Below are 13,592 nucleotides of genomic sequence, written 5' to 3' on the forward strand. Positions count from 1 at the left end.
TCTACCAACCGCGCGGGGTGCGGAGATCTTCCCGGGAGGCTCGCCCCTAACGTCCGCCGCCCACCAGGAGCGGGGCCCCGCCCGGCGCGGAGGCCGGGCGGCCGTTGGCCGCGGGCACGCCGAGCAGCGGTGAGGCCGGGATCCTCGGCAGCAGGCCGCGCGCGGCGAGCTCGGGTGTCACGCCCTCGCCGAACCAGTACGCCTCCTCCAGATGCGGGTAGCCGGAGAGCACGAAGTGCTCGATGCCGAGATCGTGGTACTCCTCGATCCGGGCGGCCACCTCCGTATGGCTGCCGACCAGTGCCGTGCCCGCGCCGCCCCGCACGAGACCCACGCCCGCCCACAGGTTCGGCGAGATCTCAAGATCGGCCCGCGAGCCGCCGTGCAGGGCGAGCATCCGCTGCTGGCCCACCGACTCGCTTTTCGCGAGGGCCTGTTGGGCCGCCGCGATCGTCTCGGGGTCGAGGTCTCCGAGCAGCCGGTCGGCCGTCGCCCACGCCTCGCGAGAGGAGTCCCGCGAGATGGTGTGCAGGCGGATGCCGAACCGGACGGTGCGCCCCCGCTCCTCCGCGAGCCCCCGGATCCAGTCGATCTTCTGCTTCACCTGCGCGGGCGGCTCGCCCCAGGTCAGATACACATCGGCATGCTCGGCGGCCACCGGCCCGGCCGCCGCCGACGAGCCCCCGAAGAAGATCTCCGGCAGCGGGTCCGGCGGCAGCGCGGTCAGACCGCCCTCCACCTGGTAGTGCTCGCCGTCGAAGTCGTACGGCTGCCCGCGCCAGGCACCCCGTACGACCGAAAGGAACTCCGAGGTCCGCGCATAGCGGCGGTCGTGGTCCAGGTGGTCGCCGAAGCGGCGCTGCTCGGTGGAGTCGCCGCCGGTCACCACGTTGAGCAGCAGCCGGCCGCGGGTGATGCGCTGGTAGGTGGCGGCCATCTGCGCGGCCAGGACGGGGGAGATGACGCCGGGCCGGAAGGCGACGAGGAACTTCAGCCGCTCGGTGTGCTGGGCGAGCGCGACCGTCGTCAGCCAGGCGTCCTCGCACCAGGTCCCCGTCGGCGTCAGGACCGCCTCGAACCCCAACTGCTCGGCCGCTTTGGCGATTTGGGCCAAGTACTCGATGTCGGGCGCGCGCACCCCGGTCACCGGGGTGATCCGCGAGCGCTTGATGCCGCCGTCGGTGTAGGCGTGCCGGTCGACCAGGGTCCGGCCGTCACCGCCGGTGGGCAGGAACCAGTGCAGATGGACGGTCATCAGGAGGACGCCTTTCCGTACGAGCGGGGCGCGGTGGTGGAGGCGGGCAGCGAGCCGTTGAAGCGGGTGTCCACGTAGTCCTCGAAGGAGAAGCGGCGCGGAATCAGTTTCAGATCGGCGAAGGTGTCGGCGATCTGCTGCTCCGAGGCGATCGCGGCCGGGTCCACGGCCACCGCGACCCGCGTGCCGTTGCTGCGCTTCACCGCGTCGAGCGCCACGGAGTAGGGAAGGCCGGTCGCCTTCGACCAGACCTTGGCCCAGGTCTCGGGGTGCTTGAACACCCAGTCCTGGGCACGGTTGAGGCGCTGGATGTAGTCCCCGATGGCCTTCGCCTTGGCCGGGTCCCCCAGCGAGGAAGGCGCCGCGACCTGGAACCCGAGGCCGTTGACGACCCCCTCGCCGGTCGTGAGCACACGCCCCTTCTTCGAGCCGAGAACCTGCGAGGTGTACGGGTCCCACACCGCCCAGGCGTCGACCTTGCCGCGGTTGAAGGCGGCAAGGGCGTCGGCGGGCTGGAGGTAGCTGAGCTTGACGTCGCCGATGCCGAGCCCGGCCTTCTTCAGGGCGGCCAGCAACTGGTAGTGGGCGGAGCTGCCCTGGGCCACGGCGATCGACTTGCCCCTGAGGTCGGAGGTCTGTTTCAGCGGGGAGTCGTCGGGGACGAGGATCGCCTCACCGGCGGACGAGCCGTGACTGGCCGCCACCACCTTGATCTTGGAGTCGGCGCCCGCGGCGAAAACCGGCGGCGTATTGCCGACGGCGCCGATGTCGACGGCCTTGGCGTTGACCGCTTCGAGCAGGGGCGGCCCCGAGGTGAACGTGGACCACTTGATCTTGTAGTCGAGGTGGTCGAGTTCACCGGCCGCCTTGAGGATCGCCTCCGAACCGCCTTTCTGATCACCGATGTTGAGGGTGACCGCGCCGGACCCGGAGTTCGTCTTGGTGTCGGCGGCCGAGTTCCCGCCGCAGGCGGCGAGGACCAGGGTGAGGGGCAGGAGCAGAACGGGCAGGGTATGGCGTCGCATGGATACGTGCTTCCTTCGCAGGGGTTCAGAGGGGGGAGACGGCGGGCTGCTCCACGCCCAGTTCGGCAAGGAGCCGGGACCGCAAGGCCGAGAATCCGGGCGCGCCGACCGTGCGAGGCCGGTCGAGATCGACAGGCGTGTCATGGGCGATGACGCCGTCCCGCATGACCAGGACGCGGTCGGCGAGCAGCAGCGCCTCGTCCACGTCGTGCGTGACGAGCAGGACCGCGCAGCCGCGCCGCTGCCACAGCTCGGCGACCAGTTGCTGCGCCTTGATCCGGGTCAGCGCGTCAAGCGCGCCGAACGGTTCGTCGAGCAGCAGCAGATCCGGCTCGCGCACCAGCGCCCGGGCCAGCGAGGCGCGTTGGGCCTCGCCGCCGGACAGCGTCTTGGGCCAGGCTCCGGACCGGTGCCCGAGCCCCACCTCCTCCAACGCGCTTTCCGCGACGGCGCGTCGGGGCTTGCCGGGCAGCCCGAGGAGTACGTTGCGCCACACCCGCTTCCAGGGCATCAGCCGGGGCGCCTGGAACGCGACGGCCCGTCGCTTGGGCACGAGAACCGTGCCCTCGATCTCCCGGTCGAGCCCGGCGAGGACCCGCAGCAGCGTCGACTTGCCGCAGCCACTGCGCCCGAGCAGCGCGGTGAACTCGCCCGAGCCCAGGGTGAGTTCGAGCCCGTCGATGACGGGCCGCCCGTCGAAGACCCGGGTGAGCCCCTCGACCCGTACGGCATCGGCGGTGGCCGTGGTGGTGGTCACTGGCCCGTGAAGGTCGGTCGCCATTGGAGGAGCAGCCTTTCGAGAGTGCGGACGACGGCGTCGGCGAGCAGGCCGAGGAAGGCGTACACGACCAGGCAGACGACGATCACGTCGGTACGGAAGAACTCGCGGGCCTGGTTCATCAGGAAGCCGATGCCGGCGTCCGCGTTGATCGACTCGCCGAACACCAGGGCCAGCCAGGCGGTGGCGAGCGAGTAGCGCAGCCCGGTCATGGCGCCGGGCAGGGCGCCCGGCAGCACCACATGACGCACGAGGCCCCAGCGGCCGAGCCCCAACGCCTGCCCCGCTTCGACGAGTTGGGCATCGACACCGCGGATCCCGGCATACACGTTCAGATACAGGTGGAAGGCCACGCCGAGCGCGATGAGGGCCACCTTCGGGGCTTCGCCGATGCCGAGCCAGATGATGAACAGCGGGATGAGGCCGACCCAGGGCACGGTGCGCAGCATCTGCACCGTGGCGTCGATCAGGTCCTCGCCGAGCCGCGAGAGTCCCGAGACCAGGGCGAGCGTGATCCCGACCGCGCCGCCGGCCAGCAGGCCGACGGCCACCCGCTGGAGCGAGACGGCCATCGCCGACGGCAGCGTCCCGTCCTCGACCAGATCGGCCCCGGCGCGGGCCACAGTGCCGGGCGAGGCGAGGGTGTCGGGGCTCAACACCCCGGTGGCGCTGAGGACTTGCCACAGGACGAGCAGCGTCAGAGGCCCGACGGTACGGCGCAGCCAGCGCGGCACGGAGCGCAGTCGGCCGCCCCGGGAAGCGGCGGGTACGACCGGTTCGAGAGCGGGGCCGTCGGGCGGGGCGAAGGCGGCGGAATCGGATTCAACCGAAATATCCGGCGGGGCATGGTCGACGGTCATGGGCACTCCATGGTCGGACGAGGAGGGAGAGGGAGGGGGCGGGCGGGCCTCGGGCAGCGGCGGCCGCCAACACGACGCGGACATGCGCGGACGCGTGCATGCGCCGGGTGATGGTGCGGGACGTGAGCGTCCGGCCGCGCGTGTAAGGGGACGACGGCGAGGTCCTGCAAGCGTTGGGAAGGGCTCGGCAGGACTGGCAGGACTGGCAGGACCGGGCCGGACTCGGAAAGGAGAGACGTACCGTCAGTGGCCGCGACGGGCCGTGGGGGCCGCGGGAGAAGGCTTCAGCAGCCGTGACCGGCGGAAGGACGCGTCAGCAACATCTGATCCGCCAGCACCTTCTGATACATCGGCGCCAGCTGACCCGCCGGCCCCATCCGAGAGGTGCCCGTCGCCCGAAGGGACGTCAGCAGCCGCGACAACAGGCGGCGGACGCCACCCGCAGCAGGTCGATGTGACCGCGCGTGGTGAGCAGGGCTGTACGCAACATGGCGTGAACGTAGCGACCCGTTCCGGACGGGGTCAACGGTGTCTCGTTCCTCGGACGCGCGGTCTTGCCTGTTGGGCGGCCCCGGTGCGGCGCCCACGCGTACCCGGCGCGTGGGCGGGAAGATGGGGAGCATGTCCGACGCCTTCACCACCCACGTCCTCGACATCGCGACCGGCTCCCGCGAGACGGTCACCGACCTGACCCAGGACTGCGAGGAGTTCCTGCGGCAGCGAGCGGCCGGCCGCGACGGCCTGCTCAACATCTTCGTGCCGCACGCCACCGCCGGCGTGGCCGTCCTGGAGACCGGCGCGGGCAGCGACGACGACCTGCTCGCCGCGCTGCACACCCTGCTCCCCGCCGACGACCGCTGGCAGCACCGGCACGGCAGCCCCGGCCACGGTCGCGACCACGTCCTGCCCGCCCTGGTGCCGCCGCACGCCACGCTGCCGGTCATCGGTGGGCAACTCGCGCTCGGCACCTGGCAGTCGGTGTGCCTGGTGGACACGAACAAGGACAATCCGAACCGGCAGGTGCGGCTGAGTTTTGTCGGCTGAGTCGGGCGAAAGTCACTTCAACAGTAGGTGAGTTGAGGGGTGTGGCATCATGGCCGCGTCGTATGCCAGGGGATTCGGCAACCTCAATCCCCAGCATCGCTGAATCGGCATTGCAACGGCCTGCTTCTCCAGCGTGGAAGGCGTGGAAGGCTAAAGGATGAAGGTGTCTGGCTCTGCGTTACCGTCGCCGGAGGACCGTCGGCTCAGGCGCCGTCTCAAAAAGGTTCGTCAAACCTGTGAGGCGCTGCTCGCGGACTGGGGCATGGAGCACGGCTGCGGCATCGATGAACTGCACCGCTATCTCAGCACGCAGAATCAGCGGCCGATCCATCTCATTCCGATGCCCTTCCCGGAGCGTCATCTCTTCGGCCTTTGGCTGAAACTCGACGACTTCGACATCATCGCCTACGAGAAGGCGGCCTCGCCGTCACACAAAGAGCACATCATCGCCCATGAGCTGTCTCATATCGCCTTCGCGCACCGGGGTTCCGTGGAATTCGACCGCAGTGATACGAGTCAGTTGTTCACGGATGTCGAACCGGCGGTGGTCCAGAGCATGTTGATGCGTTCTCGCTACAGCGACGACGAGGAGCAGGAGGCCGAGACGATGGCGTCGCTGATCCTGGCCCGCGCCACCAAGAGGTGGCTGGAACCCGCCTGGGGCGTTCCGGAGGAGGCCGCGGAGATCGTCGCGCGCATCGAGAACGGCGTCGGCAACCCGGATCAGTCATGAATACCGTCAACCTGGTCCTCACCTGGGTCTGCTCCCTCGGCGGCCTCGCGGCCTTCGGTTACCGGCTGCCGGATCTGCTGCGCAGAAAGCACGACGTCGCGCTGCGGGCGCTGTGCATCTACTTCCTGTGTTCCGGGATCAGTTTCCTGGTCGACCTGGACGCGCTGCGGGTGCACATTTCCGACCTGTTCGGCCTGCCCAACATCACCTCGCTGATCGTCCAGGTCGCCGTGGTCGTCCTTACCGCGGCTCAGCAGGTCGTCCTCGTGTACTGGTCGTCACCGCCCGAAGAGGCCCGGCACAGGGCGCGACGCAGGGTGCTGTTCTTCGGTGCCGCGCTGTGCGTCCTGGTGGTGGCCTCGCTCGCGGTCAGCCCGGTCGCCAGCGCGAAAACGGCCACGTCGACGATCCTTCTCAGCATTCAGGACGGCCGATACGCGCTGTACATGTCGTTCTACCTCGTCATCTGCGGTATCGGGCAATTCGAGACGGTTCGGCTTTCGCTGCGATTCACGAAGATGGCCAACCGGCAATGGCTCAAAGTCGGTATGCGCACCGTGACCGTCGGCGCGAGCCTGATCCTTGTCTACTGCGTCACCCGCAGCATTCAGATCGCCGGCACCCGGCTGCACTTCGACGCCTCGGCCCTCGACCCCCTCCAGTGGTCGTGCGGCACCATCGGCGCGCTGCTCCAGATCACCGGCTGGACCATTCCGTCCTGGGGCATCCACATCACCCGCGCCGTCGGCTGGCTGCGCAGCTACCGCTCCTACCTGCGGCTGCGGCCCCTGTGGTGGGCGCTGTACCAGGCCTCGCCGGACATCGCGCTCGACCCGCCCCGGTCCTGGGCGCGCGACCTCGTCCCGCCGCGCGATCCGCACTACAGCCTCTACCGGCGCGTCATCGAGATACGCGACGGACAGCTGATGCTGCGCACCTCGCTCTCGCTGGCCGACTTCTCCCGCGTGGCCCGCTCCCTCGGCCTCCCCGAGGACCCCACCTCGCCGCTGGGCGAGGCGCTTCAGGTGCGGGCTGTCCTGAACCGCCCGGCCGAGGAGCGCGACGAGCAGGCCGACGCCGCCGACATTCCGGCACGGCCGCCGTACGACGACTTCCGCGACGAGGTGGAGTGGCTCACCCAGGTCGCGTCCTCGTTCACCGCCCTCACCCAGGGCCGGGCGGTGCGCGCGGCCGACAGAATCCCGTCATGACGCAGCCGTACCCACCAGGGTGCGACGGCATCGGCCGTGAGCGCCTGACTCCCTTCGCGCTGCGGGCGGTTGAGCGCCTCGTGGCTCTCGACGCCGAGCACGGCGCGACGTCCGCGGTGCCCGCCGTACGCGACCTGCTGCACGGCGTCCCGCAGCTGTCCGCCGACCCCGCCGCCCTGCGCGACGAGGACAGCGATCTGCTCGCCGCCCTCGCCGAACTCTGCGAAGTGATCGGCTGGATCCTCTTCGACGCGGGCCTGAACCGCACGGCCCACCGCATGAACACCCGGGCCCTGGCCCTCGCGGAACTCTGCGGCGACCGGGGCATCGCCCGCCTGGTGCTGCTCAACGACAGCATGCTCCACGCCCGCACCGGACGCCCGAGAGCCGCCCTGGAATCCGCCGCCCGCGTGGCCGGGCCCCGCCCGCTGCCGACCCTGGTCGGCACGCTCGTCCTGGTCCGCCGGGCCCACGCCACCGCCATGCTGGGCGGCCGCCGGGACGCCGACGAGCTCATCTCCCGCGCCCGGAGCCGGTTCCTCGACGGCCCCTCGCGCCAGGACCCGCCCTGGGCCTGGTGGATCGATCAGGTCGAACTCACCGGCCACCACGGCTGGGTGCTCGCCCGGCTGCACGACTGGGACCGGGCCATCCCCCTCCTGCACGAGGCCGCCACCGCCCCCGGCCCCTCCTACCGGCACCTCTTCACCGCGGAACTCCTCGCCGCCCTCGCCGGCGCCGGGGCCTGGGGCGACGCCGAGGACCTCATCGCGGACCTCGCCCCGCGCGCCGCGAGCATCGGCTCCGTACGGACGACCGAGACCCTCGCCCGCACCGCCGCCCGCTTACGCGGCTGCCCGGCGGCCCCCGCCAACCTGCGGGACGCGGCGGCCTTCCTCCTCGGGGCCGTCCCCCTGTACCGCGACGGCCAGGACTGTCCTTCCCGCTAGGACCTCCTGGCTCTGCCAGGAACACACCCCACCTCAAGCCGACAGACAGGGACAACATGCTCCAGATCCGGGTGTCCACGCCCGTGGCCGCCGCATTCGTGGCGGTCGTTCTCCTCTTCGCCACCGGAGGACCGGTGTCCGAAGTCGCCTACGGCACGTCCGCGGCCGCGTCGACACAAACGCAGCCGGCCGCGCACGGCAGCCCCTACCTGGCGACCCATCTCTACTTCGGCACAGGCCGCCACCACGGCGAACCACCCATAACCGACGAGCAGTTCATGAAATTCGTCGCCGACGTGATCACCCCCCGTTTCCCATCCGGGCTCACCATCCAGCAGGGCCGCGGCCAGTGGCGCGACAGGACAGGCTCCATCAACCGCGAGATCAGTTACGAGCTGACGGTGCTCTATCCCGCCCGCGAGGCCCACACGCACGACGCCGACATCCAGTACATCCGCAAGCTGTACTGCTCGATGTACGGCCTGGAGTCCGTCGGCCGCGCCGACGTCAGGGCCCAGGCCGACTTCTGAGCCGACCGACCCCGCTGCTCGGCGCGCCGTGCTCACAGCCTGAGCCGCCGTACGACGAAGAGCATCGCGCCGAGCAGCACCAGGACCGTCCCCGTGATCAGCGAGTCGAGGTCGGTGACCCCGGCGATCGCGAACCGGCGCCCGCCCCCGTCAGCGACGGCATCGCGAGGTGTGACGGTGGCGGGCCGGGAGCCGGCCGCCCGGTCCTCGCCGGGCGTCGGTGACGGGGGCAGTGATGGCGACGGGGAAGCCGTCGCACAGTTCAGTACGCCGCTCACGTCCTGGCGGAAGCCGGCCGGGCCGAGGACGGTGAAGCGGTAGGTCTGGCGGTCGGCGACCGGAACCAGGATGGTCCGGGACCGGCCCGGCGCAACGGCCGCCGACACGCCCGCCAACTGGAAGGTGAACGGCGCGTCGCCCCCGTTGCTCGCCGTGACGTCCACGCCGCCCCGGGCGCAGTCGTCCACCGCGGCGACGGACGGCGTGGGCCCCTTCGCGGGCAGCGCCGCTCCGGTGCCCGCGACCGTGCTCGCGGTCGCGAGCGCCACGGCCCAGCGGGCCGCACTGCGCTTCGATGCGTGCCTCACGGAAGGCCCTTCGGGCTGAGGGTGCGGCGGGACTCCCTCCAGTACGGGAACGGGCACCCCGATGTTCAACAGGCGTCGACAGAAGCCCTGTTGGGCCCTTCACGCTTCACAGGCCCGGCGCTCCCCAGAGCGGGAACCAGCGGGACAGGTCGCCCTCTATGCGCAGGTCGTCCGCGACGACCGCCCTGATCCGCAGCTCAAGCGCGTTGTCCCGCTTCTCCCCGGACAGCGGCGCGAAGGGGTAGAACGTGCCCCGCTTGTAGAGGTACACCAACGCGAACGTCCGGCCCTCCGCATCGCTGAACCCGACCAGGGAGCACAGGAGTTGAGGGCCGAAGCCCGAGCCTTCCAGCGCGGTGTTCACGGCGTGCAGATCGGCTACGAGCGAAGCGAGATCGTCGGGGCCGCGGCGGGAGAGCAGCCACGAGTATCCGTAGGAGTCGCGGCTGAACTCGACCGAGGACGGGTCCCGTTCGGTGTCCGCGTTCAGCAGGTCGGTGACGTCCTGGCGGATCCGGGCGAACGCCGAGCCCTCCACCGTGGTGAAGCACACCGAGCCCCGCCCGGTCGGCGTGAACCCGGCGGCCGCCTGCAGGGTGACGGCCGCCGACGGCAGGCCGAACAGCCGGTCCAGGTCGGGGGCCGTCGGCCGGGTGCGGCCGAGCAGGATGTCAAGGAAGCCCATGCGCTCCGTCCTCGGTCAGTCGGCGGCGGCCCGGGTGGCGGTCATGCCGGACGGCCCAGCTCCGCCGAGATCTTCGCCAGCCCGTCGAGGCGCTGCTCAAGGGTCGGGTGGGTGTTGAAGAAGCGAGCGAGGTTGCTGCCCTTGCCGAAGGCCGGGACGAAGTAGAACGCGTTGAACGCGCTCGCCGTCCGCAGGTCCTTGCTGGGGATGCGGGCGATGTCCCCGTCGAGCTTGGTCAGCGCCGACGCGAGGGCCGAGGGATGCCCGGTGAGCAGCGCACCGGCCCGGTCCGCGGCCAGTTCCCGGTAGCGGGAAAGGGCCCGGATGAGGAGGAAGCTGAGCGAGTACACCGCCGCCGAGACCGCCATCACGCCGAGCAGGACGACCATGGTGTTCTGGTCGCGCCGGCCGCGGCCCCCGTACATCTGGGAGTAGAAGGCGAAGCGGACGATGAGCCCCGCGATGACGCCGAGCAACGAGGCGACGGTGATCACCGCGACATCGCGGTGCGCGACGTGCGACAGCTCGTGCGCCAGGACGCCCTCCAGCTCGTCGGGTTCCAGGCGGCGCATCAGCCCCGTGGTCACGCAGAGGACCGCGTGATCGGCATTGCGGCCGGTGGCGAACGCGTTGGGCAGGTCGGTGTCGGAGACCGCGATCTGAGGCCTCGGCATGTCCGCGGTCGCGCAGAGCCGGTCGACGATGCCGTGCAGCTGCGGCTGCTCCTCGCGGGTCACGACGCGGCCGTGCATCGCGTACAGGGCGATCCGGTCGGAGAACCAGTACTGCGACACGAGGACGGCCGCCGCCACCACGACCACTACCAGCGTCGACTTCAGCAGGACAAGAAGGGCCCCGACGAACGCCACGTACAGCAGGCCGAGCAGGAACAGGGTGACCAGCATGCGGGCGGTCAGCTGCCGGTCGGGCTCGAAGCGGCTGTGCACGGCCGTCACACCCTCCCCGGAGCGGTACGGGCTCGCGCGGCCGGGACCGGGGGCCGCAGGAGGGACGGCACATTCCTCTTGATCATGGCGTTCTCCAGGACCGGTGAAGTGATGCTCACTCTCCACCATGCCACCGCGCCGGGCGTTCAGCGCAGCTGCCGCCGGACCAGTTCGTGCAGGCGTCCATGGGAGTCGGCGAGGAGCTCGGCGGGCGGGCCCTGCTGCACGATCCGGCCCTCGGACATGACGATCACGCGGTCGGCGTCCAGGACGGTGGAGAGCCGGTGGGCGATCACGATGCGGGTTGCCTCAAGGCTCCGGGTGCTCTCGATCACGATGCGCTGGGTCTCGTTGTCGAGGGCGCTGGTGGCCTCGTCGAAGAAGAGGACACGGGGGCGCCGGACAAGAGCCTGGGCGATCATGAGGCGCTGGCGCTGGCCGCCCGAGATGGCACCGCCCCCGGAGATCATGGTGTGCAGGCCCATCGGCATCCGCTTGATGTCCTCGGCGAGGCCCGCCATCGCGGCCGCCTCCCACGCCTCCTCCTGGCTGAACACCTCCGCGCCGCAGATGCAGTCCAGGATCGACCCGCTGAGCGGCTGGGCGTTCTGCAGCACGACCCCGCACTGGCGGCGCACGGCCGCCCGGTCGAGGGCGGCCAGGTCCTGGCCGTCGTACAGGACGCTGCCCGAGACCGGATCGTCGAAGCCGATGAGCAGCCGCAGCAGCGTCGACTTGCCGCAGCCGCTCGGGCCGACGACCGCCACGAACTCGCCCGGCGCCACCTTCAGGGACACGTCGTCCAGGACCAGCGGCCCGTCGTCGGTGTAGCGGAAGGACAGGCCCCGCGCCTCGATCCCGCCGGACAGCGCGCCGGGCTGGGTGCTCGCTCCGCGCACCTCGGGCGCCTCGTCGAGCACCGGCTTGATCTGCTCGAACATGGGCAGCACGGCGGCGGCCGAGATGAACGCGCCGGTGAGCTGGGTGACCGCGGTCAGGAGCATCGTCACGGCGGTGTTGAAGGTCAGGAACGCGGCTGCCGACAGGGAGCCGCGGGCCGGGCCCGCGAGCAGGACGAACAGGAGGAGCGAACACAGCGGCAGATAGACGGCGTTGAGGACCGTCGTCAGGTTCTTGATCCGGCCCGCCCGCTTCTGCAGCTCCCGGCTGCGCGCGAACTCGCCCGCCCACGCCCCGTACGCGAAGCTCTCGGCCGCGGCGACCCGCAGCTTGGGCAGTCCGCGCAGGGTCTGGAACGCCTGGTTGTTGAGCTTGTTGCCGAGCTCGACCAGGCGGCGCTGCCAGCGCAGCTCCCACATGCCCATGGTGAGGAACACGGCGGCGATGACGATCAGCATGGCGATCGCCACCAGGGCCAGCGGCACGCTGAAGCACAGCAGCAGGACGAGGTTCATCACGCCGACCGTGCCCGCCTGCACGGCGACCGGGCCGATGCCCGAAAGGACCCGCCGGATCGCGCTGACCCCCATCGCCGCGCTGGCCAGTTCGCCGGTGGAGCGCTCGGCGAAGAACTTCGTCGGCAGCCTCAACAGCCGGTCCCACACGGCGGGTTGAAGGGTGCTCTCGATCCGTCCCTCCATGCGCAGGATGGTGAGGTTCTGGAGCAGCGTGAACGCGGCCGACACGATGCCGGTGACGATGACGGCCAGCGAGACCTGCACGATGAGGCTGTTCTCGGCGCGGGGTACGTAGACGCCGAGCACCTGCCCGGTCGCGATCGGCACAAGCGCGCCGAGCGCCACCGTCACCAGACCGGCGAGCAGCAGATTGCGTACGTCGGGGCGGGTGCCGCGCAGACTGAACCGCAGCAGCCCCCACAGGCCGGGTGCCTTTTCCGGCAGCGGCCGGTAGAACATGACGGCCCGCTGCTCGAACTCCTCCGCGTTGTCCGCGTCGACGCGGGTGCGCCGCCCGGACACCGGGTGCACCGCCTCGTACCCGCCGCGCCGCCACAGCAGGGCGACCGCGGTGCCGCTGGTGCGGTGGCCGACCAGCGGGCCGGAGTCCTCGCGCCACCAGCGCCCGTCGAGCCGCACCGGCCGGGTGCGGATCCGGGAGGCGACCGCGACCCGCTCGACCGCGTCGATCCGGTCGCTGACAGCGCCGCCGAGCGCCGGATCCGCGAGCGTGATCCCGGCCGCCTCCGCGACGAGGCGGCAGGCCGCGTACGTCGCGTCGTCGCCCGAACCCGCTGTCCGTGAAGGCGCCTTGCGGGTCCGGCCGATGGAGGTGAGCAGCGCCCGGTCGGCCTCCTCGCGGACGGCCTCGCCCGCCTTGATGCCGGCCGCGGTACGGTCCTCGTGGGCGCGCTCCAGGCGCTCGATCCAGCGGTCGAGGGCGGAGAGCAGCCGGTACTGCTGGTTGACCATGCCCTGCCACAGGGCGCCGTCGACGAGCAGGTCACCGGCCGCCTCCGCGCTGAACGCCGCCCCGTACTGCACGCTGCCCGGCGACACCGGGAGCCACAGGATGTCGTCGTCGGCCACCGCCTCGTCGAGGGCGGTGCGGCCGTCCAACGGAGCCTCGAACAGGACGCGTTGACCACGCCCGACCCCCAGCGAGAAGGCGTGCTCCAGGAGGCTGAGCGCCGCGTCCCCGGTGTCGTACTGGCTGAGGTACTGCCCCTCGTACCCGCCGGAGTCCGGGTACCGGTACAGCTCGCGCAGCGGGATGCGGCGCAGCACGCACTCCCGCAGCGGGCGGCCGACCAGGGTGTGCTGCGGGCCCTCGACCGGGCCGAGCAGCAGGGTGCCCGGTTCGAGCCGGCCGAGGAAGTGCCAGTGGCCCTGGGCCGCCGCGTCGACCGCGAACAGGTCCAGGGCGCCGCCCACCACGAGCCACAGCACCTGCGGCCCGTCGAGCGAGAAGCCGCGCAGACCGGCGCAGTCGATGTGCTGTCCGAGCCCGCCGAGCGCGCCCACGACCGGGTCGGCGCCGGGTTCGGCGAGGGGGTGTACGGAGGTCAC

General features: G+C 71.1%; 14 protein-coding genes. 5 read left to right on the forward strand and 9 right to left on the reverse strand.

All coding sequences use genetic code 11. The annotated features are described in order from the left end of the window. Positions 1-46: 46 nt before the first annotated feature. From ACWC2B_RS25565 to ACWC2B_RS25585, 5 genes are all read right to left on the reverse strand, one after another. A complete protein-coding gene (locus tag ACWC2B_RS25565; RefSeq protein WP_450720387.1) occupies positions 47-1,255 on the reverse strand; it encodes an LLM class flavin-dependent oxidoreductase in 1,209 nt (402 codons plus the stop codon). Beyond that, on the reverse strand, positions 1,255-2,280 hold the full coding sequence (locus ACWC2B_RS25570; RefSeq protein ID WP_450720389.1) for an ABC transporter substrate-binding protein: 1,026 nt from the start codon (positions 2,278-2,280) through the stop codon (positions 1,255-1,257). The genes ACWC2B_RS25565 and ACWC2B_RS25570 overlap by 1 nt, the downstream gene beginning before the upstream one ends. Positions 2,281-2,305: 25 nt before the next feature. After that, positions 2,306-3,061 carry an ABC transporter ATP-binding protein gene (locus ACWC2B_RS25575; protein ID WP_450720391.1) on the reverse strand — a complete coding sequence of 252 codons (756 nt, stop codon included), beginning with the start codon at positions 3,059-3,061 and terminating at the stop codon, positions 2,306-2,308. Continuing rightward, on the reverse strand, positions 3,034-3,918 hold the full coding sequence (locus ACWC2B_RS25580) for an ABC transporter permease (RefSeq protein WP_450720393.1): 885 nt from the start codon (positions 3,916-3,918) through the stop codon (positions 3,034-3,036). Before ACWC2B_RS25580 ends, ACWC2B_RS25575 begins: the two co-directional genes overlap by 28 nt. Positions 3,919-4,324: 406 nt before the next feature. Next, on the reverse strand, positions 4,325-4,408 hold the full coding sequence (locus tag ACWC2B_RS25585; protein WP_356832488.1) for a putative leader peptide: 84 nt from the start codon (positions 4,406-4,408) through the stop codon (positions 4,325-4,327). 131 nt (positions 4,409-4,539) lie between these two features. On the opposite strand from ACWC2B_RS25585, the gene ACWC2B_RS25590 reads away from it, so the two are divergent. The 5 genes from ACWC2B_RS25590 (at position 4,540) to ACWC2B_RS25610 (ending at position 8,386) form a co-directional block, all read left to right on the forward strand. After that, the gene (locus ACWC2B_RS25590) at positions 4,540-4,962 is read left to right on the forward strand and encodes a YjbQ family protein (RefSeq protein ID WP_450720395.1); all 423 of its coding nucleotides are present in this window, start codon (positions 4,540-4,542) and stop codon (positions 4,960-4,962) included. Between the two features lie 157 nt (positions 4,963-5,119). Next, the gene (locus ACWC2B_RS25595) at positions 5,120-5,695 is read left to right on the forward strand and encodes a hypothetical protein (protein WP_450720397.1); all 576 of its coding nucleotides are present in this window, start codon (positions 5,120-5,122) and stop codon (positions 5,693-5,695) included. Further along, a complete protein-coding gene (locus ACWC2B_RS25600) occupies positions 5,692-6,906 on the forward strand; it encodes an MAB_1171c family putative transporter (protein WP_450720399.1) in 1,215 nt (404 codons plus the stop codon). The genes ACWC2B_RS25595 and ACWC2B_RS25600 overlap by 4 nt, the downstream gene beginning before the upstream one ends. Continuing rightward, positions 6,903-7,856, forward strand: a complete 954-nt coding sequence (locus tag ACWC2B_RS25605) for a DNA-binding protein (protein WP_450720401.1) — start codon at positions 6,903-6,905, stop codon at positions 7,854-7,856. The genes ACWC2B_RS25600 and ACWC2B_RS25605 overlap by 4 nt, the downstream gene beginning before the upstream one ends. A gap of 56 nt (positions 7,857-7,912) precedes the next feature. Beyond that, complete coding sequence (locus ACWC2B_RS25610) at positions 7,913-8,386, forward strand: DUF3574 domain-containing protein (protein ID WP_450720403.1); 474 nt, start codon at positions 7,913-7,915, stop codon at positions 8,384-8,386. Between the two features lie 32 nt (positions 8,387-8,418). Here the strand turns inward: ACWC2B_RS25610 and ACWC2B_RS25615 are convergent, their stop codons facing one another. From ACWC2B_RS25615 to ACWC2B_RS25630, 4 genes are all read right to left on the reverse strand, one after another. Continuing rightward, positions 8,419-8,973 carry a phospholipase domain-containing protein gene (locus ACWC2B_RS25615; RefSeq protein ID WP_450720405.1) on the reverse strand — a complete coding sequence of 185 codons (555 nt, stop codon included), beginning with the start codon at positions 8,971-8,973 and terminating at the stop codon, positions 8,419-8,421. Between the two features lie 106 nt (positions 8,974-9,079). Further along, the gene (gene pspAB, locus ACWC2B_RS25620) at positions 9,080-9,658 is read right to left on the reverse strand and encodes a PspA-associated protein PspAB (protein ID WP_450720407.1); all 579 of its coding nucleotides are present in this window, start codon (positions 9,656-9,658) and stop codon (positions 9,080-9,082) included. Between the two features lie 41 nt (positions 9,659-9,699). After that, a complete protein-coding gene (gene htpX / locus ACWC2B_RS25625; protein ID WP_450720409.1) occupies positions 9,700-10,605 on the reverse strand; it encodes a zinc metalloprotease HtpX in 906 nt (301 codons plus the stop codon). Between the two features lie 146 nt (positions 10,606-10,751). Further along, entirely contained in the window at positions 10,752-13,592 is a 2,841-nt protein-coding gene (locus ACWC2B_RS25630) for an NHLP bacteriocin export ABC transporter permease/ATPase subunit (RefSeq protein ID WP_450720411.1), read from the reverse strand.

Source organism: Streptomyces sp. NPDC001415, from assembly GCF_053597395.1.

Excerpts from the sequence above, each read along its gene's own strand:
- ACWC2B_RS25565 (WP_450720387.1), bottom strand. The coding sequence starts at position 1,255 with ATGACCGTCCATCTGCACTGGTTCCTGCCCACCGGCGGTGACGGCCGG.
- ACWC2B_RS25570 (WP_450720389.1), bottom strand. The coding sequence starts at position 2,280 with ATGCGACGCCATACCCTGCCCGTTCTGCTCCTGCCCCTCACCCTGGTC.
- ACWC2B_RS25575 (WP_450720391.1), bottom strand. The coding sequence starts at position 3,061 with ATGGCGACCGACCTTCACGGGCCAGTGACCACCACCACGGCCACCGCC.
- ACWC2B_RS25580 (WP_450720393.1), bottom strand. The coding sequence starts at position 3,918 with ATGACCGTCGACCATGCCCCGCCGGATATTTCGGTTGAATCCGATTCC.
- ACWC2B_RS25585 (WP_356832488.1), bottom strand. The coding sequence starts at position 4,408 with ATGTTGCGTACAGCCCTGCTCACCACGCGCGGTCACATCGACCTGCTG.
- ACWC2B_RS25590 (WP_450720395.1), top strand. The coding sequence starts at position 4,540 with ATGTCCGACGCCTTCACCACCCACGTCCTCGACATCGCGACCGGCTCC.
- ACWC2B_RS25595 (WP_450720397.1), top strand. The coding sequence starts at position 5,120 with ATGAAGGTGTCTGGCTCTGCGTTACCGTCGCCGGAGGACCGTCGGCTC.
- ACWC2B_RS25600 (WP_450720399.1), top strand. The coding sequence starts at position 5,692 with ATGAATACCGTCAACCTGGTCCTCACCTGGGTCTGCTCCCTCGGCGGC.
- ACWC2B_RS25605 (WP_450720401.1), top strand. The coding sequence starts at position 6,903 with ATGACGCAGCCGTACCCACCAGGGTGCGACGGCATCGGCCGTGAGCGC.
- ACWC2B_RS25610 (WP_450720403.1), top strand. The coding sequence starts at position 7,913 with ATGCTCCAGATCCGGGTGTCCACGCCCGTGGCCGCCGCATTCGTGGCG.
- pspAB (WP_450720407.1), bottom strand. The coding sequence starts at position 9,658 with ATGGGCTTCCTTGACATCCTGCTCGGCCGCACCCGGCCGACGGCCCCC.